Below are 25900 nucleotides of genomic sequence, written 5' to 3'. Positions count from 1 at the left end.
TCGGGTTAGCTATATATTCTCTAATTTTTAATGTTTTTTTCTAGGAAGCTGTTGGAGATAACTAATTAATTATTTTCACAAACTACCTCTTTGTAACTATAAATTACGATATTCCAAGATGATCAAAGGCATTTTTAGTAATAACTCTACCTCTTGGAGTACGTTGTAATAACCCTATTTGTATTAAATATGGTTCTATAGTCTCTTCAACAGCATCACGTTGTTCTGATAGAGCTGCTGCAATTGTTTCTATACCAACCGGACCACCAGCATAATTATCAGCTATAAATTTTAAGTATCTATAATCATTACTGTCTAAACCTATTTTGTCAACTTCTAATCGATTTAGGGAGATATTGGCAATATTTTTATCAATTTCTAGCTTATCATCGACAGAAGCAAAATCTCTTACCCGTCTAACTAGCCTAAGGGCAATTCTTGGAGTTCCTCTACTACGCCCCGCTATCTCTTCTAATGCCTCATCGGTTAAATTAATTGCTAACAATTTACTAGCTCTACTCAAAACAAGTTTTAATTCAGCCACGTTATAAAAATGCAAACGCAATGGTATACCAAATCTATCTCTCAAAGGGTTGCTGAGTAAACCGAGCCTAGTAGTTGCTCCAACTAAAGTGAAATTGGGTAGATTGATTTTTACTGACCTTGCTGAAGGCCCTTCACCAATAACTATGTCTAAAGCAAAATCTTCCATTGCTTGGTACAATACTTCTTCAATATTTGTACTAAGACGGTGAATTTCATCAATAAATAACACATCATTATCTTGCAAATTAGTAAGTATAGCAGCTAGGTCAGCTGCTTTTGATATAGCAGGTCCTGAGGTGGATTTAAAATTTACTCCCATTTCCTTAGAAATAATTTGGGCAAGAGTGGTTTTACCAAGTCCAGGAGGACCGTAAAATAATGTATGATCTAAATGTTCAGACCTATTTTTAGCTGCTTGGATAAAAATGGATAGATTCTCCTTAATTTGTTGTTGTCCGACAAATTCTCTTAAATAGCTAGGTCGTAGAGAAAATTCTTGATCGCTCGGAAGTATATCAGCTGACAAAATATTTTTAGACATTGGATCCACGTGCTTTTAATGCAAGTTTAATTAGTTCATTAATAGAGAGATTAGAATTTTCTGCAATAATTCCCTGTACTAAATTTTGTGCTTCAGTTTTACCAATACCAAGCGAGGTTAACACTAATGTGGCATCAGATGATATCTTAGCTAAGTCAGTATCATTGTTATCCATGGTAAGGTTGTTAGTAAAATTAGTTAAGGCTTTATCCTTTAACTCTATGATAATTCGTTCAGCTAGTTTTAGCCCAACACCAGAAATGGCTTTAAAAGCTTCTTTATCCCTTCTTGCTATCGCTGATTGGATTTGCTCGGGTGATAAATTTGATAAAATAGCTAAAGCCATTCTTGTACCAATACCGTTTACCGATTGTAATAAATTAAAAAAAGCCTTCTCTTCGAGAGATAAAAATCCGTAAAGATTAATATGATCTTCTCTTACATGTGTTTCAATAAATAATTGACAAAACTCATTAACCACTAACTTATTTAAAGTTTTACTAGAACAATACACTAAATATCCAACACCACTAACATCAATAATGACATAATCATTAAAACAGGCGTCTATTTTACCTTTTAGTTTGCCAATCATAATTTATTTAGTATCAGATTTTACTTTTGGTTTACGATTTTTTGTACATATATGTGCTATTACTGGTAATATAGTTACTATCGAAGCTAAAATATAATGCAGTAACGTTGGAGTTTCAGTGCAATGGCATTGACCATCATCAGAAAATGTTGATATAAGTATAATTTTCGCAGCAATCCAAGTAATCACTATATATATAAGCAAGTATACTACATATTTAACCTTTGCCCAAATACTCTTAATCATAATTTCCTCTTCTGCTATAGCTAACCATTATATAACAATAATGGAATATGTTAGTAAATCATAAATTTGAGGATCGTAAGTCATTATTTTAGATTCTCTATTTGAGATTTACTTAACTTAGTGTATTTAATAATTTTTTCCATCGACTCATCGTTTAATAGCATTTCTTTTGCCATAGATATTCTTTCTTCATATCTACCTTTCGCTATACCTTCCTCTCTACCTTTCGCTATACCTTTTTCCAGTTGTTTCTTTAGAGTATTAGCTTCGATACGTAACCATTTAAGATGGTCTTCATAGGCTTCTCTTTCTTCGTCAGTAAAGTTCATAACATCTAGCACTGTTAGAGCTTTTTTTAAGGCAACATTGTCTAATTCTTTAGGTAAATTATCTTTGTTCAGTAGATCATGTCTTGTTAGAAAAGCTGTCCACATGTCTAGAGAGTTTTTTACTTTTTTCAGTATATCAGGTAATTCCTCATAAGAATTATCAGTAAACTTATTAAGCTCAATAGTATGTAATTCGAGGTCTTTGAAATATAACAAGCCACTATCTTTTTCTACTATATGAAAAACATTGTGATACTTAGTTACATTCGTAATAGAAGTAAAGTTTAGAATATGAATACCAATGGCTTTGCTTAGGGTAGAATAGTCCTGAGCTACCTTTAATTGCTCGGTATATAATTTAGCCCAGTAATATAAAGCTCGCTTATCATAATCAGCTTCATCGCTAATTTGAATTTCAATATTGAATCTTTTGCCATCAACGGATTTGGCTTTAACATCTAATATTGAGAGTTTATCACTCTTAAAGCTCTTTGGATTATATGGATTAAGCAGCGTTACCTCTGCCACTTGATCCTCTTGTCCAACGATAGAATTAATCAAGGATATCAGCAAGTCCTTATTCTCTTCAACACCAAATATCTTTTTGAAAGCTAAATCCACGCGAGGAGTTATTTTTTCCATATATATGCTGCTATTAGTAGTTATCAATTATAAAGTTAGTATAGCACAGAAATTATAAAGCACTAAGTAATATAATGTGGAAAATATAATAGATATCTTTGGCAAACTCTCCTTCTGCTGGTAATTTATTCGTGCTACCGGTACTCTGCTCCTCACGTACATCATCGTCCACTGTGAGTCGAGGTTTCGTGGCTTCTTTAAATCCTTGCACATAAGCGAATTTCGAAAGATATCTAATGCAGAAATTGTGCTAGTATTAAGAATGAGTTGTTTTGCCGCCACTTGAAGTACTGAAAAGCAATGTATACATATTATATGCGAATTCGGGATAAGAATTTGTCAATTATTATGTATTTAAAATAAAAGAAAATGTTGCAATAATTAGTTATCTAGGATAAATTGGTGTTAAAAGATACTGACACCGTGATGCCGAACTGTGAATTCTAGGAACAGATAAAAATACAATTATAGTTAAATACATTGAATTAGGTGGAAAGATAATTGATAAAATCAGTTGATTGTAACAGTTGATGGTAAAAACTACTGCTATGTTTTTACCACCTAATTCAATGTATTTGACTATATAATTTATCATTAGAGGTTCTAATTTTATGTAAGAAAAAGAAAGGTCAATCAAATTAGTTAACTTTTGGGATAATGTTAGTGTATTTCAAAAAATACATATACTCTTCTGCTCCTACGAATTGTTTTTTGAAAATATCATCGATTCGTATGCGTAACTATACTATATGTACGCTACGCCTTCTCAGCATTCATTTTCAAAATCAAAAGATTTAGTAATAATAAATATAAGAAATTAAAATTAATAAAAAATAAGATTATGACAAGGGTAAAACCCCATCAAAAAATTATATCTTTCGCTGAAAACAAATCTGATTTAGATAAAATTACTCAATTTATTATGGACGGTTGGGCAATAGTAAAACTAATGCCACATGGTAATTATTTTATTGGTGTCATGGAAAAAATGAATTATGACAATAATATAAATGACCAAGAAAAAATTGTTTATATTCCTCCAAGAAAAAAGATCATTTTTACTTAGTGGTCTCTATTTTTTAGTGTATAAAATCTTATAATGTTGGTATATTCTTCTGCTTTAAAGAATTGTTTTTTGAAAATATCATGGATTCGCATGCGTAATTATACTATATGTACACCTAGCATGCTCACTATTCATTTTCAAATCCAATTCTTCAAATCATTTGAGTATAACTAAGTGGTATTTTTTTATTTTTAGGATTATTTATAATGACTTATTTAAAATTTTGTATTCGTTTAATATTATTGGTATTTTTAATAAACCATTCCGCTCAAGCTAGATGGAGTAAGTACGAAGATGCTCCTGTTGAAATTAAATTTTATAACAACGATATTAGTATTAATCAAGATGGCACTTCTGAAGAAATAACGGAAATGCACGCAAAAATACTAAAAGAATCAGGACGTAGTGATTTCTCTCAATATAGATTAACTTATAATAACTATAGTTCCCAAATCTCTATATTAGAAGCCAAGACTATTTATAATGGGCAAGAATATGTAGTTTCTAAAGATATGATTGAGGATAAACCACTAGCTAGTTTTGGACAAGGTTTTGATCAACTAAATCAGATAACTATCTCATTCCCTAAAGTGGAACTTGGTGCAGAAATATACTTAAAATATAAGTATGTTGAAACAAAAGTTGCCATAGACAATTTTTATGGTGATACCATATTCTATGGTAGGGAAGGTTACTTGCAAGCAAGTAGTACTAAGATCAATTCTAAATTGCCCCTAAATATCAAAGTAAACGACCCAAAAGGTGTATTAAAAGTTATTACTGATGCTGAAAGTGACTTTCATTCGGCAGAGATTATCCTAGAGAAACCTGTTTATAATCAATTGACTAATGAATCAAGTGAGGGGATATTAAATGTTAAGCAAAAAACTTGGGTATCTTTATCAAGCTTAACTAAATGGCAAGATTTTGCCAAGCAACTAGCTCCTGACTATTCTAAGGTAATCAATCAACCACTTCCTACAACTCTCATGAGTATAGCAGAATCTGCTCTAAATAAAAATACCGATGAAGAAAAAATTAATTTTGTTACTTCTTCATTAGCTGAAAAAATCCAATATATGGGTGATTGGCGAACAGTATCAGGTCGGTATTTTCCTAGAGATTTAGAAAAGATTGCTACTTCTCAAATTGGTGATTGCAAAGATTTTTCTGCAAGTACTGCTGCTATCTTGCAAAAGCTTGGGTTTAAGGTTCAACCCATTTTAGTAATGCGAGGTATTACTAATTTTTCTAATCCAAAAGCACTACCTACTATAGGAAATTTTAATCATGTGATGCTTAAAGTAGCTAATAAAAATGGAAAAATATATTGGATTGACCCAACAAACTTTGTCAGTATGGCACAAGGAATTTTTCCGGATGTTGCAGGTAAGTTAGCCTTGGTATTAGATCTTCAACAAGCAGGTTATACCAAAATTCCTGAAATAGATCATCAAAATTCACAAGCTATAATACACAATGAGTTGGTAATAAGAGATAATATTGTAGATGTGCATGGTCAGCTTGATTTGAAAGGAGAAGTAGCAGTAAATATAACAGGTGCTGGGTTATATCAATCAAATGAACAGCTAAGGGATTTTACTTTCCACATGTTAACAGGAGTATATCTTGATAAAGAAGACAAGAAATTGTTAGAATTACCTGATCTTACTTCTCGTATTGTTAAGGATCTTACAATTAAGTACGCATATCAGCAAAAAAACCGAATTTTTAAAACCAATAAGGGGTTTGGTTTAAGGTTAAGATTATATGGAATGGAGGATATTACAAATACAGCTTTTGACCAAGTATCAGACCTTTTTATAGGTATACCTAACACTAACACAAGACATGTAATTATAAAAAATATTATAATTAAAGATTGTAAAAAATTAAACTTTGAAGTTGATACTCCGTGGGTATATGTCAATAGATCATGTAAATATCAAAATAAAGATACTGAATTTACAGATATAATCTCCATAAGAAAAAGTTTGATTACCAATAAAGAGTTAAAAACTCCTCAATATAAAAACCTTAAAAGCAACTTAGAAAATAAATTTGAGCGAGCAGCAATAATTATTGAATGAATAGATATCTTTCGAAACTCGCTTATGCTAGGGAATTTGTAGGAGACACTTCACCTTGAACCGCAGCGTACTAAATGTACGTGAGGATTCGAGTACCGGATCGACGCACAAATTACCAGCAGAAGTAGAGTTTCGAAAGATATCTATTATAATTATCCCTTGCTGTCAAGGTAATGTCATTCTCGCTTCAGTATACTAGTGCTTGGTTTAAGTAGACGTCATCTCTTAGGCAAATGAACCCCTTCGATGTGAATGCTCGAACTGGGATTCTCTAGATTTCAAATTGTCGTATTGGGGTGTTACGGATTCGAGAACAAAAATAACGTTCGATAAGACCATTAGATAGAAATCTTCACATCACCTAGCAAAACAGGTTATTCATCTTTTTTCTTATCAATGTCTTTCATTCCTTCCTTGAAAGCTTTAAGACCTTTTGCAAGATCTGACATCACTTGAGGCAACTTACCAGCTCCAAACAACACTAAGATGATTAATAAGATCACTAATAAGTGGCTGAAGCTCATTCCCATAATATCAATTTTATAAGTTTTAAGTTAGAATTACCTATAATATTATAGCAAATAGTTAATTTGATCTAGCATAAAAAAATACAAATTTATCATCAACATCAATTTCGGATTAATCAAATTAATCCGAAATTGGAATGAGAATGTAAACAATCAGGCTTAAAGCGGTTTGACGCATAATTGTTAAATATTTCATTTGCTAATAATCTTATTTTTATTGGTATAAAAATAAGATTATTAGCGATAATAGATTAAAATGCATTTGTGCCAGCCGCTTCAATAATGCATCTTTCTGAGGTCATCATGAAAACATTTGAAACTAACATTACTAATATCTATGGCGTTCAAGGTAAGGTTTGGTTAGATGATTTGCCAAAAATTGTCCATAAATTGGCCAAGGAGTACGGTTTATCTAGCTTAAATCCAGTTAAGAACTTGAGTTACCATTATGTCCTAGCAGGCTTCCAAGGTTATCAGCCAATTATCTTAAAGTTAGGGCTAGACATTGATGATCTTAAGAGAGAATCAACAGCTTTAAAAGTTTTTTCTAAATTTGGAGGTGTGAAGGTTTTAGCTGAAAGCACCGGCTTACTGCTAGTTGAACAGGCTATTTCTAATATATCATTAAAATCCTATTTTCCTGTAAAAGATTACGAGGCTATTAAAATAGCATGTAATGTAATGAAAAGATTACACTATGCACCTTTGCCATCAGAAGGTTTTCCTTATGTCACAGATTGGTTGGCAGTATTAGATAAAGAATGGGATGTGCCAAATTACTACTTAGAAAAAGCTAGACAATTGCGAGATAAATTACTAGGCACATCGTCAATGTTAGTTTTACTTCATGGTGATTTACATCATGATAATATTCTGCAAAGTGGTGATAATTGGGTGGTTATTGATCCCAAAGGAGTTATCGGTGAAAAAGCATATGAGGTAGCAGCATTTATTCGTAATCCTCTCCCTGAACTCCTTGCTTTAGAAGATGTTGAAAGTATTATTGCAAATCGCATCATTAAGTTTGCAACTCTCTTGGATTTAGATACGGAGCGAATTAGCGATTGGTGTTTTGTCCAATCTGTACTTTCTTGGGTTTGGGCTTTAGAAGATGGTTCTGACATACGTATGTTAGCAAAGCTTACAAAAATTTTTGATATAATCAATTGATGAGAATTTGGTAACGTCGTCTTCGATCGCTCGCCTATTATCTATAGGCTTTGCTCCATCCTAGCATCAAATTCTTCTGAATTGGCTTTAATATAAGGAGAAATGCCCCCTAAAAAAGGGTTCTTATATCTAATTGAGGTTAGTATATTCATTTAGAATTCTCTTGATATTATTGAGCATGGTAAGTTCATTTTTCTTTCTAGTAAATACACAATATATTACTTTACTTATAGTGGTGCGTTTTTTAACTTGCATAACCAACTCTTGTTGAACGATTGTTCGAATTGTTATTAGATTACCATTAATTAAAAATTGTGATAAAAGTTGAAGCTGTTCAACACTAAAATTTGTTAGTAATATTCTAATAATTACCATAACATAACCTGCAGGAGTTGTTATATTAGTTTTCCTGACATGTTTTTTAAAACTTAAACTAGATGTTTTATTTAAATATTTGTCACTAAAAATTTCTACAAAATTTATTTCACATAATTGTTTTTTTACTTCTAACCTTTCTTGTTCAATTAGTCTTAACGTTTTAACTGAAGTAACATTGCTATTTATCTTATAATCAGCTGCAATTTTACATGTTATTACCTGTTGTACAAACTCTGCATAATTTAGCTCTTTTTTTAATAATGAAGTAATATTTTTAAATAACAACTGATACCTAGTTTTTAAAGCATTTTTAGTAAAACTATCTAAAGAAGCATATCGTTTAATAATTTTAACTTCAAGTTTTGCAGAAAATTTAGACTCAATAGAAGAAATCATTAAAGAAATAGTATGACCACTTTGGATATTTTGAGTTAACCTTTTTCTAATCTGAGCTAATATATAATTCAGATCAGAATCTTCTGTTATATTGAGCATCCTGATAGCATCTATATGCTTTGTAATATTAATTAAAATTTCATGCATAAAGACATTTTGCCGGAGTAAAAACCTTTCTATTATAGCGAACTCTGCATTTTCTATCTGATGTATTATTGCATTATAATTTTCAAATAATACTGAAAGCTCATACCCTGAATTATTAAGTTTACTGAAACTCTTCCTAAATTTTGATTCATCATGTATTCTTAGCAAAATATGGTTTATGGTCTGAGATTTAATAGATAAATCTTTTAGCCTATTATATAAGCAAATTAACTTAGCATTGGTTAACTCCATCAATACATTGTGATCATCTATTAAAAAATTAGTAATTTTTTTTAAAATGTATGTGTAATCTACAGTGTTTTCTTCTTTCAGTGTTAATAATATATTGGCATGAAATAACAATGGAACAGATTCTTTCTTTATGTCAATAGTAGAATCAATCTGCCATAATTCTTTAATGAGCAACAATTGATCTAAAAGTAGATTTTGTTGTTCAAGCGATAAATTATCTAAATTCAAAACAATTGCAGTTGCCTGTAGATTATTTATAACATCTTGATTTTTAACATCTTCAGTTATTAATATACAACAATGTTGTACAAAGTTTCTAGCTAAATCCATTACAGGTTTTAGTGCCTTATTATTTTCTTCATGATGTAAAGTGGAAGAACTTTTTAAGCAATCAACCAATTGATTAAGAGAGGTAACAAAATTTGTTACCTCTTCCATTTGATATTTTTGTTGCTTTAACGTTTCAATAGAGAGAGGTCCGTAATGCTCAAGAACAGAGAGCAAGTTCTTTTGACTATCTAGACTAAGATAATCAAGCAAGTCACTATTCTGTTGTAGAATCTTTATAATATTAAAAGTACGTAAAGACCTTTTTAAAGTACTAGGATATTTACAAGACACGATGCATTCAAAGCTTAAAGAGACAAAACAGCCTTTTAATCTTTCTTCATACTTACTAATAACCTTAGTATTAAAATCTTTCATAATTAATTTTCTTATCGTGTTATTCAGTATCTAGGGAGGAGAATCAATTAACTAATCAGAACATAAATTTACGGATGTATACCCATTTCATGCTTCCATCAAGCATTATATCAGTATCATCATGGTATCCCAATATATTTTTCACTTCTTCTTGGGTTGTGTTACCTTATTTGCAAATAAGACTTAATTATCACGAAAGTTACAAGGGGGTTCAAATCATTATAACAGTATTTTTATTTTAACTAATAGTATTTTTGTATTTATTAGAAAAAATATTTATAGTATATAAATTAATTATTTTGTTACGAATAAGTAAAAATTTTTATTGCTTAAATATCAGTAAAACCTTATTTTTATAAGGACTTCTCATAAGGAATATAAAATCCTGAAGAGTAAAGTATTTAATTTAACTTAAAACTATATCAAAACTTATGCATAATATCCTTATCATTATAATTTCATTATTGTTAATATCATGTTCGGAAGAAAGTGATAAATCTAATAATAAAAACGAACAACCTGATAATAAGGTTGAAGTGACGCAGGAAAAAGCTCCACAAGAAGAAAATAATGACAACCTTGCCAATGATAAATGGAATACAATAGTAAATCCTCAAGACAGTACGGCTTCAACTAATACGGAAGAACCTCTAGATACGGTAGAGGATTCTGCTACTAACTCTACTGATAATGTTAGCTTGAAACAGATGCCTTATAAACCAACTTTCAATGTTAGCCAAAATGATATAGTTCTTGGTAATGTTAAGGCAACTGTAGTGGTAGTTGAGTATTTTTCTCCAACTTGCCCACATTGTGCTTATTATCATGAAAAAATTCTACCTGAGCTTAAAAAGAAATATATTGATACCAATAAAATTGCTTACATAATTCGTGAATTTATCGGTAATAAGCAAGATTTAGATGCAGCAATTTTGGCACGTTGTCCAAATGATCTAGATAGTTTTCTTAAATTCCAAAGTGTAATACTAGCACAACAAGATAAATGGGGTAGTAGCAATAGATATCGTGAATTACTAACAAATATAGCTCAAATTGGTGGAGTATCCGCAGAAACTTATGCTAAATGTCTTAATGATAATAAAATTGTCGAAACATTACTTGCTAATACTAACCTTGCTGCTAGTTCACAAGGTTTTGTTGGTACACCCGCATTTTTTGTTAATGGCATACTAATAACAAATGGGTATAGTTTAGAAATCCTTTCTAGGGTAATTGATAAAACGTTAGAAAACTCTAGCATCAAATCCGAAAATTAATACACTTACTTAATCTCAATTATCGATGTAACAAGTTAACCATAGTACCCTACATTTTTCTATAATCGTCGTAGCAAGGCTCTTTAGATGCCGTGGCGATCTAGGTAAACAGCGAAGCTGTTTTTTTAGAGTAACGCTTCGCGTATCCTGATCTTGGATTGTTGCGTTGCCGCTTTTTCGCGACTCCTCGCTAATAGACGAACAGCAACCATTTTAATGGTGGTTATATAAAAAAAGTAGGGTATTATGATAACATACCTTCTATGTTATTTTTTTAGATTCCCACAATTGCTTAGAATGACAGCGTTTTGACTATAGTACTATAGTTATAGTACTAGGATGGCATCGTTTTTGGCTAAAACCTTCTCTGGTTAGCTATATCATTTCTCTTTAAATGCTCTAAACATCGTATCAGTAATAGGATCAAGTAAATATTTCAGGAGAGTCCTTGTGCCAGTAACAATTTGAACTTCCGCTTGCATACCAGGATGTAACTCTAACTTTCTAGCTTTTGCAATCTTATTAAACTCATCCATATCAATCTCAATTCTAGCGATATAATAAGTGGTAGGATCTTGAGTTGGAGTATTTCTGTCTTGTACAATATCAGGAGATATTTTAACAACTTTGCCAGTAAATAACGGCGTTGTTCTAGATTTAAAAGCACTGAAGCGAATTTTTGCTACCAAACCTTCATGCACTGAATCTATATTCTTGCTTGGAACTTTTGCTTCTATTATTAAATTATCATCAGTTGGAGAAATCTCTAGAATCGGATAACTTGGTGAAATCACCTGTCCTATTGTATGATAGTTCAATACATTTATAATACCATCAACTGGTGATTTAATAACCACTCGATTTAAAGAGTCCTGATGTGCATTAAATGCTTCTTTAAAACGAGCTACTAGCTCTTGTGCCTCTTTTAGTTCAGTCAGAGTTTTCTCTGTATATTTATTCTGTAAGTTAATAATGCTAATCTCACACTCTGTAATCGAATGCTTAATAGATGCAATCTCAGCTTCTGCCATAGCTATCTCACTTTTGTACTGTGCTTCCTTAGCTTCTAAGTCTAATAAAGCGGCTTTATTGGCAAAACCTTTTCCATGCAATGTACCCATTGCCTTTAAACGGTCCTTAACAACCTCTAGAGTTTTTACATTTGCAACTTTTTTAGCCTGCGTACCTTCGATTTTTTTATTTAATTGCTCGATCCTTTGATGTAAGGCACTTTTTTCACTTTTATATACTTCTTTTTTAGACTGGAATAACTTTTCTTGGGTATGTATAATCCTTGCTACTTCAGGTAAATTGATATCTTTGGTTAATAATTCTGGAAATTCAATCTGAGCTTGATTATCTCTCTCGGCAATTAAACGACTTTCCGTTGCTAAAGCATGTCTATATTGGCTTAAATTACTTTCATATGCTGACTTAATTCTTGTATCTTCTAGCTCTATTAATTTATCACCTTCTTTAACTTGATCACCTTGTTTAACAAAAATATTAGCTATAATTCCACCTTCTTGGTGATTAATTGTCTTCTTATTACCACTCGTTATAACAACACCCAATGCTGTAGCAGCACTATCAAGAGGAGCAAAACTGCCCCATACCCCTCCAACTAATACAAAAAAGATTATTACATATACCCCAAAAAGAATTGGGGATCTAGCAATTTGCACTACATCATTGCGATCAACATCATTATTTTTAGTAACAAAATTGACGAAACGATCAAGATAATATAATGTATTTTTAATGGCATTAGAAATCTTTACTATTACCTTTTGTGATACAATAGCTCCCTTTGTTTTTTTTGTGTGTGTTAAATCATTTTGTAGCGACAAAAGCTGTTTAAGTTGCTCCGCTGTAAATGCCGGCTTATTGTTATTTGACTTTTCTTCCATATTTAAAACTTATTCATTAATGTGGATTACACCATTTTGCAACAGTTTAACTCGATTTTGCATTTCTTCTTGAGTGCCATAAAGAGCTACCGCCCCCTCTTGTAATACCAAAATCTTATCTACCACCGATAATACAGAAGGTCTATGAGAGATAACAACTACAGCAATACCCTTAGATTTTGCTTGCTTTAAGCAATTTGATAGGGCTATTTCACCCGCTTCGTCAAGATTTGCATTAGGTTCATCTAAAATAAGTAGTTTAGGATTACCATAAAATGCTCTAGCAAGACCAACCCGTTGTTTTTGTCCACCAGAAAGATTAGAGCCTGCTGTTCCAATATCTGAATCATAGCCATCTGGTAATCTTAAGATCATTTCATGAGCTCCAGCAATTTTAGCTGCCTCAATTACTTTTTCCGGATCAGCATTTTCAGCCATCCTAGCTATATTCTGCTTTATACTACCACTAAATAACTCTATTCCTTGCGGCAAATACCCTACATGTTTACCAAAATCTTCCCTGTTCCAACGATAAATTTCTCCACTATCAAGCCTAACAGTCCCTGACGATGCTTTCCATACCCCAACTAAAACTTTTGCTAAAGTTGACTTACCTGCTGCAGAAGGTCCTATAATTGCTAATATCTCACCAGGCTGCACCGCAAAGGACACTCCTTTTAAAATATATCTTGGTACTGGCGGTTGTGGTATATGTGGAGGAATTGGTATCGAATAATAAATATTTTCCACAGTTAAATGTCCTTCAACATTTGGAATTGGCATTGCTTCTTCTCTTGATTTATACGAAGCAAATAATTGATTGATATTTTTATAAGATTTTATAGCTCCGCTCATACTTTTCCATAACTCAATAGCGTTATCAAAAGGGGCTAAAGCTCTACCAACTATAATGGAACTCATAATCATACCACCAGTAGTCATCTCTCTTCCTGAAGTACTAACAACAACATAAGCCCCAATCCCAGTTACCAGCATCTGCATAACATTACGGATAAATCTTGAAAAATTAGAAATAGCACCATTACGGTAGCTAGCAATTGATTGCTTCTCCAAAGAAGCAATATTAAATTGATGCCAATTTGCCGTAACATTTTTCATCATGCCCATAGCTTCTACAACTTCTGAATTTCTATTGGCGATGTCAGCTTGCGTCATACCCTTTATAGAAAATTCAGTAGCTTCACCGAGAGTTTTATTAGTTGCAGCTGCATTAAAGAAAGCCGTAGATACAATAATAATAGCCCCAGCTAATGTAAGGATTCCAATATATGGATGAATTAAGAAAATTACTATTATATAGACAACACTCCAAGGAGCATCAAATAAAGTATTAATACCAGTGCTAGTTAGAAAGGTTTTTACTGTTTGGAAATCACGAAGTAACTGACTAGCACCCATATTAGTACGAGTTGCAGAGGCTGAAATAGAGTGACCAAAAATTACAGGAGCAATTGTTTTATCCAACCATTCACCAACTTTAATTAGGGTGAATGATCTAGCAATTTGCAATAACCCATAAATAAAATAGATCGTACCAATAATAATAGACAACCACATTAATGTAAATAAGTTACCACTTCCTATAACCCGATCAAGAACTTGCAAGGAATAAAGAGGTGTTATCAACATTAACAAGTTAATAACAAACGCAAAACTAAAAACTATCCAAAACGCAATTTTGCACTTCTCAAGAGCAGTAGTTAGGGGATTTATTACTTGAGATACTAATGCACTATTATTTCTCATATTACCATTGTTATATTATATTTTTCTGAATTAATAATCTATATCATCTAACACAAATTAAATTAGCCTGTCCTGATAATAGTAGTTATCCGAACCTGATGGCTTCCTGGCTCTATTATATTTTTTACTGCTAATTGGTAAAAATTATACTATTTGTAATATTTTTTATTTGACTCTACACTATACGCAAAATAAATAATATGGCAACCTCTTTATTAGACTTAGAGCCTGAAATATAACCTAATTACTTTTTCGACAAATATCCTTTTATCAACTCCTCAGCAATTTGTACAGCGTTTAAAGCTGCTCCTTTACGTAAATTATCTACTGTAATCCATAAATTAATGGTATTTTTTTGACTATGATCATTTCTAATTCGCGAAACATAAACAAGATCTTTACCAACAACATCTATGGGAGAAACATATTGTGTTTTATCCAAATGAGAATTAACTACAATAGAGTCTGATTCTTTTAGTATTTCTTCTATTTCTTTAGCATCTATCTCTCCGCTAAACTCAACATTCACTGAAATAGAATGACCAACAAACACTGGCACTCTTACGCAAGTTACACTAAATTTAGCATGTGATCCTATAATTTTTTCTAACTCCAAAGCAATCTTAGATTCTTCACTAGTAGAACCATCTTCATTAAAACTACCTATATGTGGGAATAAATTAAAAGCTATTTGTTGCGGGAAAACTTTAGGCTCGATGTCCTTAAAAACATATTTTGCCTTGGTTTGCTCATAAAGCTCATCCATTCCTCTCTTTCCTGCTCCTGAAGTCGATTGATAAGTCGATATCACCATTCTCTTAATCTTTACTGCATTATCCAAAGGCTTTAATACAGTAGCTATAGGAGCAGTACAACAATTCGGATTAGCTATAATATTTTTAATAGTATAATCTTTAAGGCTCGCTAGATTGGCTTCTGGAACTATCAAAGGAACATCAGAATCAAGTCTGAAAAATGACGATTTATCGATAACTATGCAACCTTGCTCGACAACCTTGGGTATATATTTCATTGATATTTCTGATCCAGCTGCAAAAAAAGCAATATCTATTTTGCTAAAATCTACACTGTCTATGTCAGATATTTTTATAGTGCCATCTCCAAAGCTAACCTCTTTACCATTAGACTCACTCGAAGCTATAGCGTGGATATTATTAATTGGAAAATTTCTCTCAAACAAAATTTCTAAAGTTTCTCGCCCAACATTACCCGACGCACCAATTACCGCAATATTATATTGTTTTGTCATCTACATTTATCTTTTTATCAATTGACTATATCAGCTTAGAAATAGTTTTTCCCCCTATAATATGGAAATGAAAATGGAACACACTCTGTCCAGACTTTACCCCTTTATTAGTAATCAAACGATAGCCATCTTGATCTAAACCAACTAGCGATGCAATATAGGCTAGTTTGGTGAAATAATCTTTAATTTCATCGCTAGAAGCTTTAAGGATAAAATCACTATAGTCAATATACTCTTTTTTTGGTATAATTATTATATGTACTGGAGCTACAGGATTTATATCATTAAATGCTATTAGATTATCATCTTCATATATTATCTCTGCTGGAATATCTTTACCAATAATTTTTACAAAAACATTATTCTTGTCATACATATTATACTCTCATTTTTATTATCTACTCCCAAATGTCAATATTTGAGATTACTATAACACATTTTTTTCATCCACTAAGCGTTCTAAAAATTTTAATTCAGCTTCTATCTCAGATTTTGCTAATATTATGTCTGTAAGTTGGTATTTCTTTTTTTGCAAATCATATTCTCTCATATCATCGCTGAAAAAACCAAATATCAACATAATGGCGAGTTGACTTACAGAAATAAAATTAGTACAACCTAAACTTGATATAAAAATACTTAATATTAAAGTAGTTATTAGTGGTAACCACATTCTATGATATAATGCCCAAAACACGCTTAAAAACGCAGCAAATAATGAAAAACCTTGCTTGATAAGAATAAAATCATTATCTTTTTTTTGAGGATTAACATATATTGAATAAATATTCATAGGAAAGTCTTGTAATTACGATATTAAATGATTACTTAAATAGCATAATAATAAACAAATAGCCAAACATCAATATTTAAAAGATTCTTTATGTTAGATAACTCGCCCGGTCCTGTCACATTACACGGGACTACTATACTTTGCTTAAGAAAAGGTGAGAATGTTGTAATCGCAGCGGATGGTCAGGTCTCCCATGGTAATACAATTTTAAAATCTACAGCAAGAAAATTAAGAGTCATGTTCAATAATAGTATTATTGCTGGCTTCGCTGGATCTACTGCAGATGCTCTAACTTTATTTGAAAAATTAGAATTAAAGTTGGAGAAATATTCGTATCAGTTACTGAGAAGTGCTGTAGAACTGGCAAAAGATTGGCGTAGCGATAAATATTTACGTAAACTTGAAGCAATGATGATCGTTGCAGATCAAAAAAATATATTAATTTTAACTGGTAATGGTGATGTAGTTGAACCTGATGGTGACGTTGCTGCCATTGGCTCTGGTGGATTATATGCACTGTCTGCTGCTAGAGGTTTAATGTCTTTTGACAATGACCTAACTGCAGAAGAGATTGCTTTAAAATCAATGAATATTGCAGCCGACATCTGTGTTTTCTCCAATCATAATATTATTTTAGAAAAAGTTATATGAGTACTAATATTAAGAAAAAATCAGTGGGATTAACTCCCGCTAAATCTATGGGATTAACTCCCGCTAAAATCGTAGCTGAACTTGATAGATTCATTGTTGGGCAATATAAAGCTAAAAAAGCTGTTGCGATAGCGTTGCGGAATCGCTGTAGACGTAGAAATGTAGACGAACCACTTCGTCAAGAAATAGTGCCAAAAAATATTTTAATGATAGGACCAACTGGCGTAGGTAAGACTGAAATCGCTAGGCGACTTGCTAAGCTTAGCGGCTCACCATTTCTTAAAGTAGAAGCAACAAAATTCACTGAAGTAGGATATGTTGGACGAGATGTTGAGTCAATAATACGAGACTTAGTGGAAATAGCTGTTAACACACAAAAAGCTAATGCTAAAAAAGCAGTGATTGCTAATGCACATTTAAAAACTGTAGAGAGGATTTTGGATGCTTTAGTCGGCAAATCAGCATCAACTGAAACTAGAGAAAAATTTTGTCGCAAGCTTGAAAAAGGTGAACTTGACAATACTGAAATTGAAATAAGTATAACAGATTCAGGTGGCTTATTTGGTAGTAGTAATTTTGAGATTCCTGGTATGCCAGGAGCTGCCATGGGCGTATTAAATATTTCTGATATGATCGGCAAAGCTATTGGTACTAACAAAACAAAAACTAAGAAAATGCTGGTTAAAGATGCTCGTTTAATTATTTCTGCCGAAGAGTCAGAAAAATTGATCGATCAAGAAAAAATTATTCAAGATGCCTTAGTGCTAGTACAAAATGATGGTATAGTATTTTTGGATGAAATAGATAAAATCACCTCAAGAGCTGAGGGAAAAAGTTCAGAAATTAGTAGAGAAGGAGTGCAAAGAGATTTATTACCTATTATTGAGGGTACAACTGTTAATACAAAACATGGACCTATAGAAACTGCACATATATTATTTATAGCATCAGGTGCTTTTCATTTATCAAAACCATCTGATTTGTTACCTGAATTGCAAGGAAGGCTACCTATTAGAGTAGAGTTAAGCTCACTTACTAAGGACGATATGATAAAAATTTTAATTGAACCAGAATCAAGTTTAATAAAACAATATTCAGCCTTAATTGCAACCGAAGGGGTAAAATTAAAATTTACTGATAATGCAATAGATAAAATTGCTACTTATGCAGCAAATGTTAACTTAGAAGTTGAAGATATTGGAGCAAGAAGATTACATACTATTCTAGAAAATTTATTGGAGGAGATAAGCTTCAATGCAAGTGATACGAAAGAAAAAGAGATAGTTATTGACGAACATTTTGTCGACCAGCAATTATCAAAAATTATCAAGAATCTTGATCTAGTAAAATTTATTTTATAAAAATGATAGTTCACCTTGGTAGTTTAACTTTTAGCGGTATAGATATTATCGATGTTGATGTGCAAGTACAGATATCGCCAGGTATACCTAATTTTACTATAGTAGGACTTGCTGATAAAACTATTGGCGAGTCTAAAGAACGAGTTAGAGCAGCACTTTCTTCAATAGGTCTTGCCTTGCCTGCTCAAAAAATACTGATAAATTTAGCTCCAGCTGATTTGGTTAAAGAAGGTAGTCATTTTGACCTTGCTATTGCTTGTGCTATACTTAGCAGCATGAAAATTTTACCAGCTGAGGAAATACAAGAATATCTAGTAATAGGCGAATTATCTCTAGATGGTTCTATTCTACCTGTCAGCGGGGCTTTGCCTGCTGCTATTGGTGCTTTGGCTAGAAATAAAGGGCTAATTTGTTCAAAATCTAATGGTCAGGAAGCTGCATGGTCTGGCAATAATAATATTTTGGTAGCAGGAAATTTAATAGAGTTAGTTAACCATTTTAAAGGCTCACAAATATTATCATCACCTGAATTAGAAATTGACACTACTATAATAAATTACCCTAATTTTAAAGATATCAAAGGACAAAAGGCCGCTAAGCGAGCTTTAGAAATAGCAGCCTCTGGTGGTCACAATCTATTAATGCTTGGTCCACCTGGTACTGGCAAATCTATGTTGGCACAATGTATACCTGGTATATTACCCAAAATGCAACCTGAAGAAATATTGGAGTGCAGTACTATAGCAAGCGTTGCAGGCAAGCTAGCAAACGGGAAACTATCAAGAGCTAGACCTTTTCGTACCCCCCACCACTCATGCTCGATAGCAGCGATGGTCGGCGGTGGGGTTGGTAAAAGAGTAAAACCTGGAGAGATCTCGTTAGCACATAACGGAGTGTTGTTTTTAGATGAATTACCAGAGTTTCCACCTAACGTTATCGAATCTTTAAGGCAGCCAATTGAAACCGGAGAAATACTAATTGCTAGAGCAAATTCGCATATAAAATATCCTGCTAACTTTCAGTTAATAGCAGCAATGAATCCTTGTAAATGTGGTTATTTAAGCGATCCTCACAAAGCATGTTCTAAAGCCCCAAAATGTGGGAGCGATTATCAGATGCGAATTTCTGGTCCTATCATGGATCGATTTGATCTACATATAGAGGTAGGATCTATCGACTCATATAACTATGATTTAATAGAAGATGATACAGAAGAAGAGTCGGGGCAGATAGCATACAGGGTCGAAATGGCTCGTAATATTCAACAAACTAGATATGAAGGATATAATATCAAAACAAATAACCGTTTGGACGGACAGTTGCTTATCGAACATGCATTGCCAGTAGATGACGGTAAGGATTTACTTAATGAAGCCGCGACAAAATTTCGTATATCCATGCGTGCTTATAACCGTATCTTACGGGTTGCAAGAACTATAGCGGATCTAGACGCTTCTTCCAACGTCTACAGGATACACATTGCTGAAGCACTAAACTATAGAAGAATAGGGGGTAGCTTTTGAATTAACCATTAGTCGTACTTCTGTATCATAGTACCCTACATTTTTCTATAATCGTCATGGCAAGGCTCTTTAGATCCCGTGGAATCTGTATCACTTCTTAAACCAGCCTTATGTTGTCCTTTCAACCAATAAACTAATTTCTTTAGCCAAATCTACCTATTTTGCTGAGCTATTTGGTGTTGATATATTTTGACTTGTTTGTTCTTTTAGTAGTTTACTTTTTTCTTCTATTGAATTAAGAAAGAAATAAGTGAAGGTTAGGAAACCAACTAAAAGCGGTATAAATACAAAAAGAATTGCTTTTAGTTTCCTAGCTGATTCTTCACGATCCAGTCGTTTTTCTCTTTCTTCTTCTGTTTCAACAAATTTATTATCGGTATTTCTGTCAGTATCTAAATTATCTTTTGACATTTCTATAATCTAAGGTTCTCGTTAGTTGTATGGTAATGCTATCTTTAGTTAGCTCTTTAATTTATGCGTATTTAAGTTATAAAATATACCCTTTAATAATTCTTAAGCTTTGTTTTTTATGTTATCACAAGTCTTAGTCATCTCTCCTGTCATACTATTTATGGCATCAAACATTTTCATTGAAGTATCAGATGCCATACTGACAAACTCTTTAATGTTATTGATTGAAGTTTCGCAAGTCGACTTAAGGTATTTTTGCTGACATTCGGCTATTTGGTTTAAATCTCCAGAAGTTATTGCATCTTTTGTAGAATTCAGCATATTCATAGCATTGTTTTGAAAATCCTCTGAATTTTTTTGGATCATAGACTGCAGTGATTCAGTAACAATCTGATTTGTTGTAGTAAGTATTTTAGTACTTTTCTTGATAGTATCTGACATAGCAGAAAAATCCATAACAGGTAAGTTTTTTACGGAATTTATGTAAACTTCTGGATTCATAAAAGATTTCATAAAATCTACAAATTGGGCAGTACTATTAGTCATTGTAAATCCTCTAAATTAAGTGATCTATTTATTGTGTAAATCATAAATCTCATGTTACCATTTATAAAAATACGAGTCAATAGCTGGTTAATAATAATCTTAATATAGTCAATTGATTATACCAAAAACCCTAAATATAAATATTATATCATCAGCTGCTTCTTTTAGATAATCGAAACGACCAGAAGAACCTTTATGCCCTGAATCCATATTAGTTTTTAGCAATAATATATTATCGTCGAGTTTTGTTGCTCGAATCTTTGCTACCCATTTAGCCGCTTCCCAATAGCCAACTCTAGGGTCAGAGATTCCAGCAGTAATAAATAGACTTGGATAATTTTGGGCTTTTATATTATCGTACGGAGAATAAGACTTAATATAGTTAAAATACTCTAATTCTTTAGGATTACCCCATTCCTTAAATTCACTAGGGGTTAATGGCAATTGTTCATCGAGCATAGTATTTAATACATCAACAAAAGGTACATGGGCAAGTGCTGCTTTAAATAATTCTGGCTGTTTATTAATGACCGCACCAATTAACATCCCCCCTGCACTTCCGCCACAGATTACTATATTACCTTGGCTAGTATATTTTTCTTTAATTAGCTCTTTACTAACCGCAATAAAGTCATCGAAAGTTCTTTTTTTATTGAGGAACTTGGCAGCCTCATACCAATCATGCCCGAGATCATCTCCCCCTCTAATATGGGCAAGAGCGTAGACAAACCCACGATCTACAAGAGAAATAGCTGTATTCCGAAAAGATACTGGTATGCTAACACCATATGAACCATAGCCATATAAATATAAAGGATTCTTTCCATCCTTGTTAAATAACGATTTTTTATATAATAAGGTAACTGGTACTTTAACCCCATCATTATCAGCAAATATCCTTTCTACCCTATATTCTTCAGGGTTGAAACCACTTGGTATTTCTTGCACTTTCAATATTGACAATTGGTCACTATCAAAATCATAACTATAAGTGGTGTTTGGTCTAGCAAGTGAAGAATAATTTACTCGAATATCATCTTCATCAAAATTAGTAGACATGGCTGAGGCAGTAAAAGCAGCATCCGGGAAGTGGATAATTTTCTCATCCTGTTCTTTAAGATGTTTTATTTTAATAACTGGTAATCCTTGATCACGATAATTAACTATCAAATAATTTCTAGTGATGGCAAAGCTTGACAAATATTTACCCGAGTCTTCCGGTATATAATCATTTTTCCATAAATCATTTTGAAAATTATGTACATTTACTAATACTATACGAAAGTTCTTTGCCCCCTCGTTGGTATTAATATAAAAATTATCACCATTATGCTTAACATTATAAAAAATCCCATCCTTTGCAGCTCTAATAAGTTTAGGCTGGAAGCTATGATCACTCATTTCTATAGCATATATTTCATTTTCATTATGACCAGAAATATCAATAAAAATATATTGTCGACTAGATGACTTGCCTGCATTCAACTGATATAATGGATTTGTTATATGATGTATTAACTTATCATTGGAAATTACATCCCCTAAAGAGTGGAACATTAATTTATCACAACGAGAATTCTCATTAATCGGCATATAAAAGAATCCTTTCAAATCTTCATGCCAAATTATATTGCGACTAACGTTATGTATTTCATCTGGTAGATATTGTTTGGTCTTTAAATTATAGACTTTAATTGTATATTTCTCATCACCGGTAAAATCAACACTATAAGCTAGTAACGTATGATCAGGAGAAACGGCTACTAGACCTACATCAGTAAATTTATTATCTTTGGCAAGAACATTGATATCTAATATAATTTCTTCCGAAGCATCCACTGACCCTATCTTTCGGCAATATATCGGATATTCGGTATTTTCTTCAGTTATAAGATAATAATAATTATTATCTTTTTTTACATAAGTTGACTGATCAGCAAGCTTAATCCTGCCTTTTAATTCTTCAAAGATTTTATCTTTTTCTTCTTGTAACGGCTGAAAAAATTGCTCGGAATATTTATTTTCTGCCTGTAAATATTCTATGATTTCTTTATCGTTCACATTAGGCCATTTGATATCTCTAAGCCAGTGATATTCATCTGTAATTTTCTGACCGTGCAATGTAAAGCTATAATCGATCTTATTAGCTATGGGTGGCTTCATTTTATCCTCATCTAGTGCTGATTATTATAAAAGTAATTAATGATATCATTACTACCAACAAACCGGTTGACTGATTATGCCAAGATTTCATCTTACGTAAAGTACTTTTTTCTATTCTGTTAAAAATAGGGTACTCCGCCCCTAGTCTATCATGAAACCCCTGCCCCACTAAGTGATATTTAGAATAAATACGACGAATATTATTTTCAATAAACTGAAATAAGTCTAAATTTATGTTGGCAGTTGAACGCCTAGAAATCGTTTTACTAAGAACTAAGGCGAATATTATACCTATTACTATTATTACCATTTGTTTTACTAAATCCAACCAATTTGTATCAATTATTTCAATAGGATAAGATGACCATACTAGTTTCAAACCTTCTTCTAAACAAAAGCTAGTTGCTAATAAAAACGATAGCATGACAAATAAACTAACTTTAGTTAGAATATTTAACTTAAGGTAAAAACCACTAATCAAAGATTTGTATTTAACCGCAGAAAATAAAGCAATGCATGTGACAATCTTGAGTAGGAAAATAGCATAATAATTAATATCTTGCTCCAAAGCATTGGTTACAACAATTTTGGTAACAAAACTAGCAAAAGGAGGCAAGGCTATAATGAACAATACACTAACTATTAAACTACCAAGCAATAAAGGGCTTCTCCATGAGTAAAGTCCTTTTATTTCAGAACAATTTTCTATATTTTCTTTGTCTATTAATATAGCAACGTATAAACAAAATAAAGCTTTATACAGTATATGGACAAAAAGAAAAACTATGATTCCTAAATTTGCTTGTTGAGATTTTGTGCCAATGGCAATCAGCATGAATCCAAGCTGAGAAACAGTAAGATAACCTACTAATCTTTTGATGTTATCTTCTAGGCAAGCATAAACCCCGCCATATATAATCATTAATAATCCAAAGAATTTAAGTATTTCTAAGCCACTAAATAGTTTAAGGAGTATAATTATCGATATTTTACTAGTAAAGCTAGTTAAATATATCATCCCTGAGCTTGAAGCAAATGGATAGCAATTAACAATCCATCCAAAAAAAGGTATGCTAGCTACATTAATCAAACAACCACAAAGTATTAGAGCATAAAATATAAAACCAGCCTCTTGATTTTCTGTCAATGAGGTAAGAGAAATAATTTGTGAACTAGAGGTGTGAGTAATTATATAACTAATCCCTATTAAAATAAGACTACCACTTATAAGATGGGTAAGCAAATATTGTCTTGCTGCTCTAACACTATTTTTGTAATTGCCATAAAAAATCAACAAAGCAGCAAATATCATCATCATTTCTAGAGAAGCAAACATCGAAACAAAATCCCCAGCAAATAAACAGACCAAAGAACTAGCTGAATATAGGCTACCTATAACTACCTCAAATTTTCTGTTTTTACTTATGGCATATAAGTTAGTAGCCAGCGTTACAACAATAAAAGCAAGTGCTATTAACTTATTTTCACTACTAAAATTAATAACAAAACTATTATTGTATAGATTAACTACCATCTCATCTTTGTTGTTAATTAATAATATGCCAACAACTATAGGATAGATTGTTGCAATAATATAAAATATTTTATAAAATGCATTTCTCATTATTTAGCCTCAATTTGATGAAGAGATAGGTTAACCTGACTTATATATTTGCAGCAGGATAGCTAAATAACATTAAGTGGAATAAATTTAATCCAAAATGCACCATCATTGCACATATGATCCTATTTGTTTTATCGTAAGTATATCCGTAACATAAAGCACAAATCGTGGCTAATATTATATAAATGCTACCCCCTTGAAAATGAGCTAAACCAAATATAAAAGATGCAATAATAATATGAGCATTTTTACCTCCTATCCCTAAAATATTAAATCCTGCAAGTGGTTCTAATAAAGTTTTTAAGGTATTCTGTAAGAATCCACGAAAAATTACTTCCTCTGCCATACATACAAAGAATAAGTTATTAATTGCCCAAATCAATAACACATTTGGTATCTTCGGATCGAATTTTACATATCCACTAATAAAAGCAGGGATTAAAACTCCTGCAATACAAAGTAAAAGAAAACAAGCTGTTTGTTTTAAAGATTTTACATCTATAGTTTTCTCTAAAATATAAAAATTACTTATAGAATAGAGTATTAGTGCAGACATAGTCTTGTCAAAATTTAAAAACATAGAAAATGGACATGACAACTCAGAAAGCTGGACTTTATTCAAAACTAATATATTAAAGAAGCCTGGTATTAAATGAAAAGCAAATCCAGCTATGAAAGAGGATACTCCTATAAAGAATAGAATTTTTAAAACTTTATTGACATTATTAAGGTGGAAATATAAGTATGTCATTATACTAAAGCAACACAACAAAGTTAGTCCAACGATATTTATTACGCCCTGAGATAATCCTACAATATTTGTTATAATGATGCTTATGTATAAAAACTTTTTATCTCTATGAAACAATGCAATAATTACTGTAATAATTAATAAAATATAAGTTATGTTCATCTGATTCCTTTATATTTGTGTTAAGTTATTTTAGCACCCCTGTTTTGGTGCTAGATATAGA

General features: G+C 32.0%; 24 protein-coding genes. 7 read left to right on the top strand and 17 right to left on the bottom strand.

Annotated features, from left to right (window positions below; genetic code table 11):
* Nucleotides 1–103: 103 nt before the first annotated feature.
* From ruvB to ACFEL2_RS04620, 5 genes are all read right to left on the bottom strand, one after another.
* Nucleotides 104–1087: a Holliday junction branch migration DNA helicase RuvB gene (ruvB, locus tag ACFEL2_RS04640; protein ID WP_341751955.1), complete on the bottom strand. Its 984-nt coding sequence runs from the start codon at nt 1085–1087 to the stop codon at nt 104–106.
* Nucleotides 1080–1682, bottom strand: coding sequence for a Holliday junction branch migration protein RuvA (gene ruvA / locus ACFEL2_RS04635; RefSeq protein ID WP_341751956.1), 603 nt, complete (start codon nt 1680–1682; stop codon nt 1080–1082). Before ruvA ends, ruvB begins: the two co-directional genes overlap by 8 nt.
* A gap of 3 nt (nt 1683–1685) precedes the next feature.
* A complete protein-coding gene (locus tag ACFEL2_RS04630) occupies nt 1686–1928 on the bottom strand; it encodes a Holliday junction ATP-dependent DNA helicase RuvA (RefSeq protein ID WP_341751957.1) in 243 nt (80 codons plus the stop codon).
* 83 nt (nt 1929–2011) lie between these two features.
* Nucleotides 2012–2899, bottom strand: coding sequence for an Rpn family recombination-promoting nuclease/putative transposase (locus ACFEL2_RS04625; RefSeq protein WP_375331607.1), 888 nt, complete (start codon nt 2897–2899; stop codon nt 2012–2014).
* A gap of 52 nt (nt 2900–2951) precedes the next feature.
* Nucleotides 2952–3110, bottom strand: coding sequence for a hypothetical protein (locus ACFEL2_RS04620; RefSeq protein ID WP_341751959.1), 159 nt, complete (start codon nt 3108–3110; stop codon nt 2952–2954).
* Nucleotides 3111–3740: 630 nt separating this feature from the next.
* On the opposite strand from ACFEL2_RS04620, the gene ACFEL2_RS04615 reads away from it, so the two are divergent.
* Both ACFEL2_RS04615 and ACFEL2_RS04610 read left to right on the top strand, forming a co-directional pair.
* Nucleotides 3741–3965, top strand: a complete 225-nt coding sequence (locus ACFEL2_RS04615) for a DUF2674 domain-containing protein (protein WP_341751960.1) — start codon at nt 3741–3743, stop codon at nt 3963–3965.
* A gap of 206 nt (nt 3966–4171) precedes the next feature.
* Nucleotides 4172–6055, top strand: coding sequence for a DUF3857 domain-containing protein (locus ACFEL2_RS04610; protein WP_341751961.1), 1884 nt, complete (start codon nt 4172–4174; stop codon nt 6053–6055).
* A gap of 374 nt (nt 6056–6429) precedes the next feature.
* On the opposite strand, the gene ACFEL2_RS04600 is transcribed toward ACFEL2_RS04610, so the two are convergent.
* Nucleotides 6430–6585 carry a Sec-independent protein translocase subunit TatA gene (locus ACFEL2_RS04600; RefSeq protein WP_341747719.1) on the bottom strand — a complete coding sequence of 52 codons (156 nt, stop codon included), beginning with the start codon at nt 6583–6585 and terminating at the stop codon, nt 6430–6432.
* A 261-nt stretch (nt 6586–6846) separates the two neighbouring features.
* On the opposite strand from ACFEL2_RS04600, the gene ACFEL2_RS04595 reads away from it, so the two are divergent.
* Nucleotides 6847–7752 (top strand): aminoglycoside phosphotransferase family protein, encoded by a 906-nt coding sequence (locus ACFEL2_RS04595; protein ID WP_375331605.1) that lies wholly within the window; start codon nt 6847–6849, stop codon nt 7750–7752.
* A gap of 129 nt (nt 7753–7881) precedes the next feature.
* On the opposite strand, the gene ACFEL2_RS04590 is transcribed toward ACFEL2_RS04595, so the two are convergent.
* Complete coding sequence (locus ACFEL2_RS04590; protein ID WP_375331604.1) at nt 7882–9630, bottom strand: hypothetical protein; 1749 nt, start codon at nt 9628–9630, stop codon at nt 7882–7884.
* Nucleotides 9631–10061: 431 nt separating this feature from the next.
* On the opposite strand from ACFEL2_RS04590, the gene ACFEL2_RS04585 reads away from it, so the two are divergent.
* Nucleotides 10062–10907, top strand: a complete 846-nt coding sequence (locus ACFEL2_RS04585; protein WP_375331603.1) for a DsbA family protein — start codon at nt 10062–10064, stop codon at nt 10905–10907.
* A 380-nt stretch (nt 10908–11287) separates the two neighbouring features.
* Here ACFEL2_RS04585 and ACFEL2_RS04580 read toward each other — a convergent pair whose 3' ends face one another.
* The 5 genes from ACFEL2_RS04580 to ACFEL2_RS04560 all read right to left on the bottom strand — a co-directional run bounded on the left by ACFEL2_RS04580 (nt 11288) and on the right by ACFEL2_RS04560 (nt 16647).
* The gene (locus ACFEL2_RS04580; RefSeq protein ID WP_375331602.1) at nt 11288–12817 is read right to left on the bottom strand and encodes an HlyD family type I secretion periplasmic adaptor subunit; all 1530 of its coding nucleotides are present in this window, start codon (nt 12815–12817) and stop codon (nt 11288–11290) included.
* A gap of 9 nt (nt 12818–12826) precedes the next feature.
* Complete coding sequence (locus ACFEL2_RS04575; RefSeq protein ID WP_375331601.1) at nt 12827–14584, bottom strand: type I secretion system permease/ATPase; 1758 nt, start codon at nt 14582–14584, stop codon at nt 12827–12829.
* Between the two features lie 244 nt (nt 14585–14828).
* On the bottom strand, nt 14829–15854 hold the full coding sequence (gene asd, locus ACFEL2_RS04570; protein ID WP_341751968.1) for an aspartate-semialdehyde dehydrogenase: 1026 nt from the start codon (nt 15852–15854) through the stop codon (nt 14829–14831).
* Between the two features lie 25 nt (nt 15855–15879).
* Nucleotides 15880–16230, bottom strand: coding sequence for an HIT domain-containing protein (locus tag ACFEL2_RS04565; RefSeq protein WP_341747712.1), 351 nt, complete (start codon nt 16228–16230; stop codon nt 15880–15882).
* 51 nt (nt 16231–16281) lie between these two features.
* Nucleotides 16282–16647 carry a DUF2628 domain-containing protein gene (locus ACFEL2_RS04560; protein WP_341751969.1) on the bottom strand — a complete coding sequence of 122 codons (366 nt, stop codon included), beginning with the start codon at nt 16645–16647 and terminating at the stop codon, nt 16282–16284.
* 90 nt (nt 16648–16737) lie between these two features.
* Between ACFEL2_RS04560 and hslV the strand changes: the two genes are divergently transcribed.
* From hslV to ACFEL2_RS04545, 3 genes are read left to right on the top strand one after another with little or no spacing between them, the layout of a single operon-like run.
* On the top strand, nt 16738–17298 hold the full coding sequence (hslV, locus tag ACFEL2_RS04555; RefSeq protein WP_341751970.1) for an ATP-dependent protease subunit HslV: 561 nt from the start codon (nt 16738–16740) through the stop codon (nt 17296–17298).
* Entirely contained in the window at nt 17295–18659 is a 1365-nt protein-coding gene (gene hslU, locus ACFEL2_RS04550; RefSeq protein WP_341755642.1) for an ATP-dependent protease ATPase subunit HslU, read from the top strand. Before hslV ends, hslU begins: the two co-directional genes overlap by 4 nt.
* Before the next feature lie 2 nt (nt 18660–18661).
* The gene (locus ACFEL2_RS04545) at nt 18662–20182 is read left to right on the top strand and encodes a YifB family Mg chelatase-like AAA ATPase (protein ID WP_375331600.1); all 1521 of its coding nucleotides are present in this window, start codon (nt 18662–18664) and stop codon (nt 20180–20182) included.
* Nucleotides 20183–20338: 156 nt separating this feature from the next.
* Here the strand turns inward: ACFEL2_RS04545 and ACFEL2_RS04540 are convergent, their stop codons facing one another.
* The 5 genes from ACFEL2_RS04540 to ACFEL2_RS04520 all read right to left on the bottom strand — a co-directional run bounded on the left by ACFEL2_RS04540 (nt 20339) and on the right by ACFEL2_RS04520 (nt 25839).
* Nucleotides 20339–20593, bottom strand: coding sequence for a hypothetical protein (locus ACFEL2_RS04540; RefSeq protein ID WP_341747708.1), 255 nt, complete (start codon nt 20591–20593; stop codon nt 20339–20341).
* A gap of 102 nt (nt 20594–20695) precedes the next feature.
* On the bottom strand, nt 20696–21139 hold the full coding sequence (locus ACFEL2_RS04535) for a phasin family protein (protein WP_341747707.1): 444 nt from the start codon (nt 21137–21139) through the stop codon (nt 20696–20698).
* 108 nt (nt 21140–21247) lie between these two features.
* Nucleotides 21248–23302: a S9 family peptidase gene (locus ACFEL2_RS04530; protein WP_375331599.1), complete on the bottom strand. Its 2055-nt coding sequence runs from the start codon at nt 23300–23302 to the stop codon at nt 21248–21250.
* A 7-nt stretch (nt 23303–23309) separates the two neighbouring features.
* Nucleotides 23310–24926 (bottom strand): proton-conducting transporter membrane subunit, encoded by a 1617-nt coding sequence (locus ACFEL2_RS04525; RefSeq protein WP_375331598.1) that lies wholly within the window; start codon nt 24924–24926, stop codon nt 23310–23312.
* Between the two features lie 40 nt (nt 24927–24966).
* Entirely contained in the window at nt 24967–25839 is an 873-nt protein-coding gene (locus ACFEL2_RS04520; RefSeq protein ID WP_341751976.1) for a CPBP family intramembrane glutamic endopeptidase, read from the bottom strand.
* Nucleotides 25840–25900 lie beyond the last annotated feature (61 nt).

It is taken from the genome of Candidatus Tisiphia endosymbiont of Temnostethus pusillus (assembly GCF_964264675.1).
In the GTDB taxonomy this organism is placed as follows: domain Bacteria; phylum Pseudomonadota; class Alphaproteobacteria; order Rickettsiales; family Rickettsiaceae; genus Tisiphia.
This window is presented reverse-complemented; position numbering and strand designations above follow the sequence as displayed.

Coding starts and splice junctions, on each gene's coding strand:
- ruvB (WP_341751955.1), bottom strand. CDS start 1,087: ATGTCTAAAAATATTTTGTCAGCTGATATACTTCCGAGCGATCAAGAA.
- ruvA (WP_341751956.1), bottom strand. CDS start 1,682: ATGATTGGCAAACTAAAAGGTAAAATAGACGCCTGTTTTAATGATTAT.
- ACFEL2_RS04630 (WP_341751957.1), bottom strand. CDS start 1,928: ATGATTAAGAGTATTTGGGCAAAGGTTAAATATGTAGTATACTTGCTT.
- ACFEL2_RS04625 (WP_375331607.1), bottom strand. CDS start 2,899: ATGGAAAAAATAACTCCTCGCGTGGATTTAGCTTTCAAAAAGATATTT.
- ACFEL2_RS04615 (WP_341751960.1), top strand. CDS start 3,741: ATGACAAGGGTAAAACCCCATCAAAAAATTATATCTTTCGCTGAAAAC.
- ACFEL2_RS04610 (WP_341751961.1), top strand. CDS start 4,172: ATGACTTATTTAAAATTTTGTATTCGTTTAATATTATTGGTATTTTTA.
- ACFEL2_RS04600 (WP_341747719.1), bottom strand. CDS start 6,585: ATGGGAATGAGCTTCAGCCACTTATTAGTGATCTTATTAATCATCTTA.
- ACFEL2_RS04590 (WP_375331604.1), bottom strand. CDS start 9,630: ATGAAAGATTTTAATACTAAGGTTATTAGTAAGTATGAAGAAAGATTA.
- ACFEL2_RS04585 (WP_375331603.1), top strand. CDS start 10,062: ATGCATAATATCCTTATCATTATAATTTCATTATTGTTAATATCATGT.
- ACFEL2_RS04580 (WP_375331602.1), bottom strand. CDS start 12,817: ATGGAAGAAAAGTCAAATAACAATAAGCCGGCATTTACAGCGGAGCAA.
- ACFEL2_RS04575 (WP_375331601.1), bottom strand. CDS start 14,584: ATGAGAAATAATAGTGCATTAGTATCTCAAGTAATAAATCCCCTAACT.
- asd (WP_341751968.1), bottom strand. CDS start 15,854: ATGACAAAACAATATAATATTGCGGTAATTGGTGCGTCGGGTAATGTT.
- ACFEL2_RS04565 (WP_341747712.1), bottom strand. CDS start 16,230: ATGTATGACAAGAATAATGTTTTTGTAAAAATTATTGGTAAAGATATT.
- ACFEL2_RS04560 (WP_341751969.1), bottom strand. CDS start 16,647: ATGAATATTTATTCAATATATGTTAATCCTCAAAAAAAAGATAATGAT.
- hslV (WP_341751970.1), top strand. CDS start 16,738: ATGTTAGATAACTCGCCCGGTCCTGTCACATTACACGGGACTACTATA.
- hslU (WP_341755642.1), top strand. CDS start 17,295: ATGAGTACTAATATTAAGAAAAAATCAGTGGGATTAACTCCCGCTAAA.
- ACFEL2_RS04545 (WP_375331600.1), top strand. CDS start 18,662: ATGATAGTTCACCTTGGTAGTTTAACTTTTAGCGGTATAGATATTATC.
- ACFEL2_RS04540 (WP_341747708.1), bottom strand. CDS start 20,593: ATGTCAAAAGATAATTTAGATACTGACAGAAATACCGATAATAAATTT.
- ACFEL2_RS04535 (WP_341747707.1), bottom strand. CDS start 21,139: ATGACTAATAGTACTGCCCAATTTGTAGATTTTATGAAATCTTTTATG.
- ACFEL2_RS04530 (WP_375331599.1), bottom strand. CDS start 23,302: ATGAAGCCACCCATAGCTAATAAGATCGATTATAGCTTTACATTGCAC.
- ACFEL2_RS04525 (WP_375331598.1), bottom strand. CDS start 24,926: ATGAGAAATGCATTTTATAAAATATTTTATATTATTGCAACAATCTAT.
- ACFEL2_RS04520 (WP_341751976.1), bottom strand. CDS start 25,839: ATGAACATAACTTATATTTTATTAATTATTACAGTAATTATTGCATTG.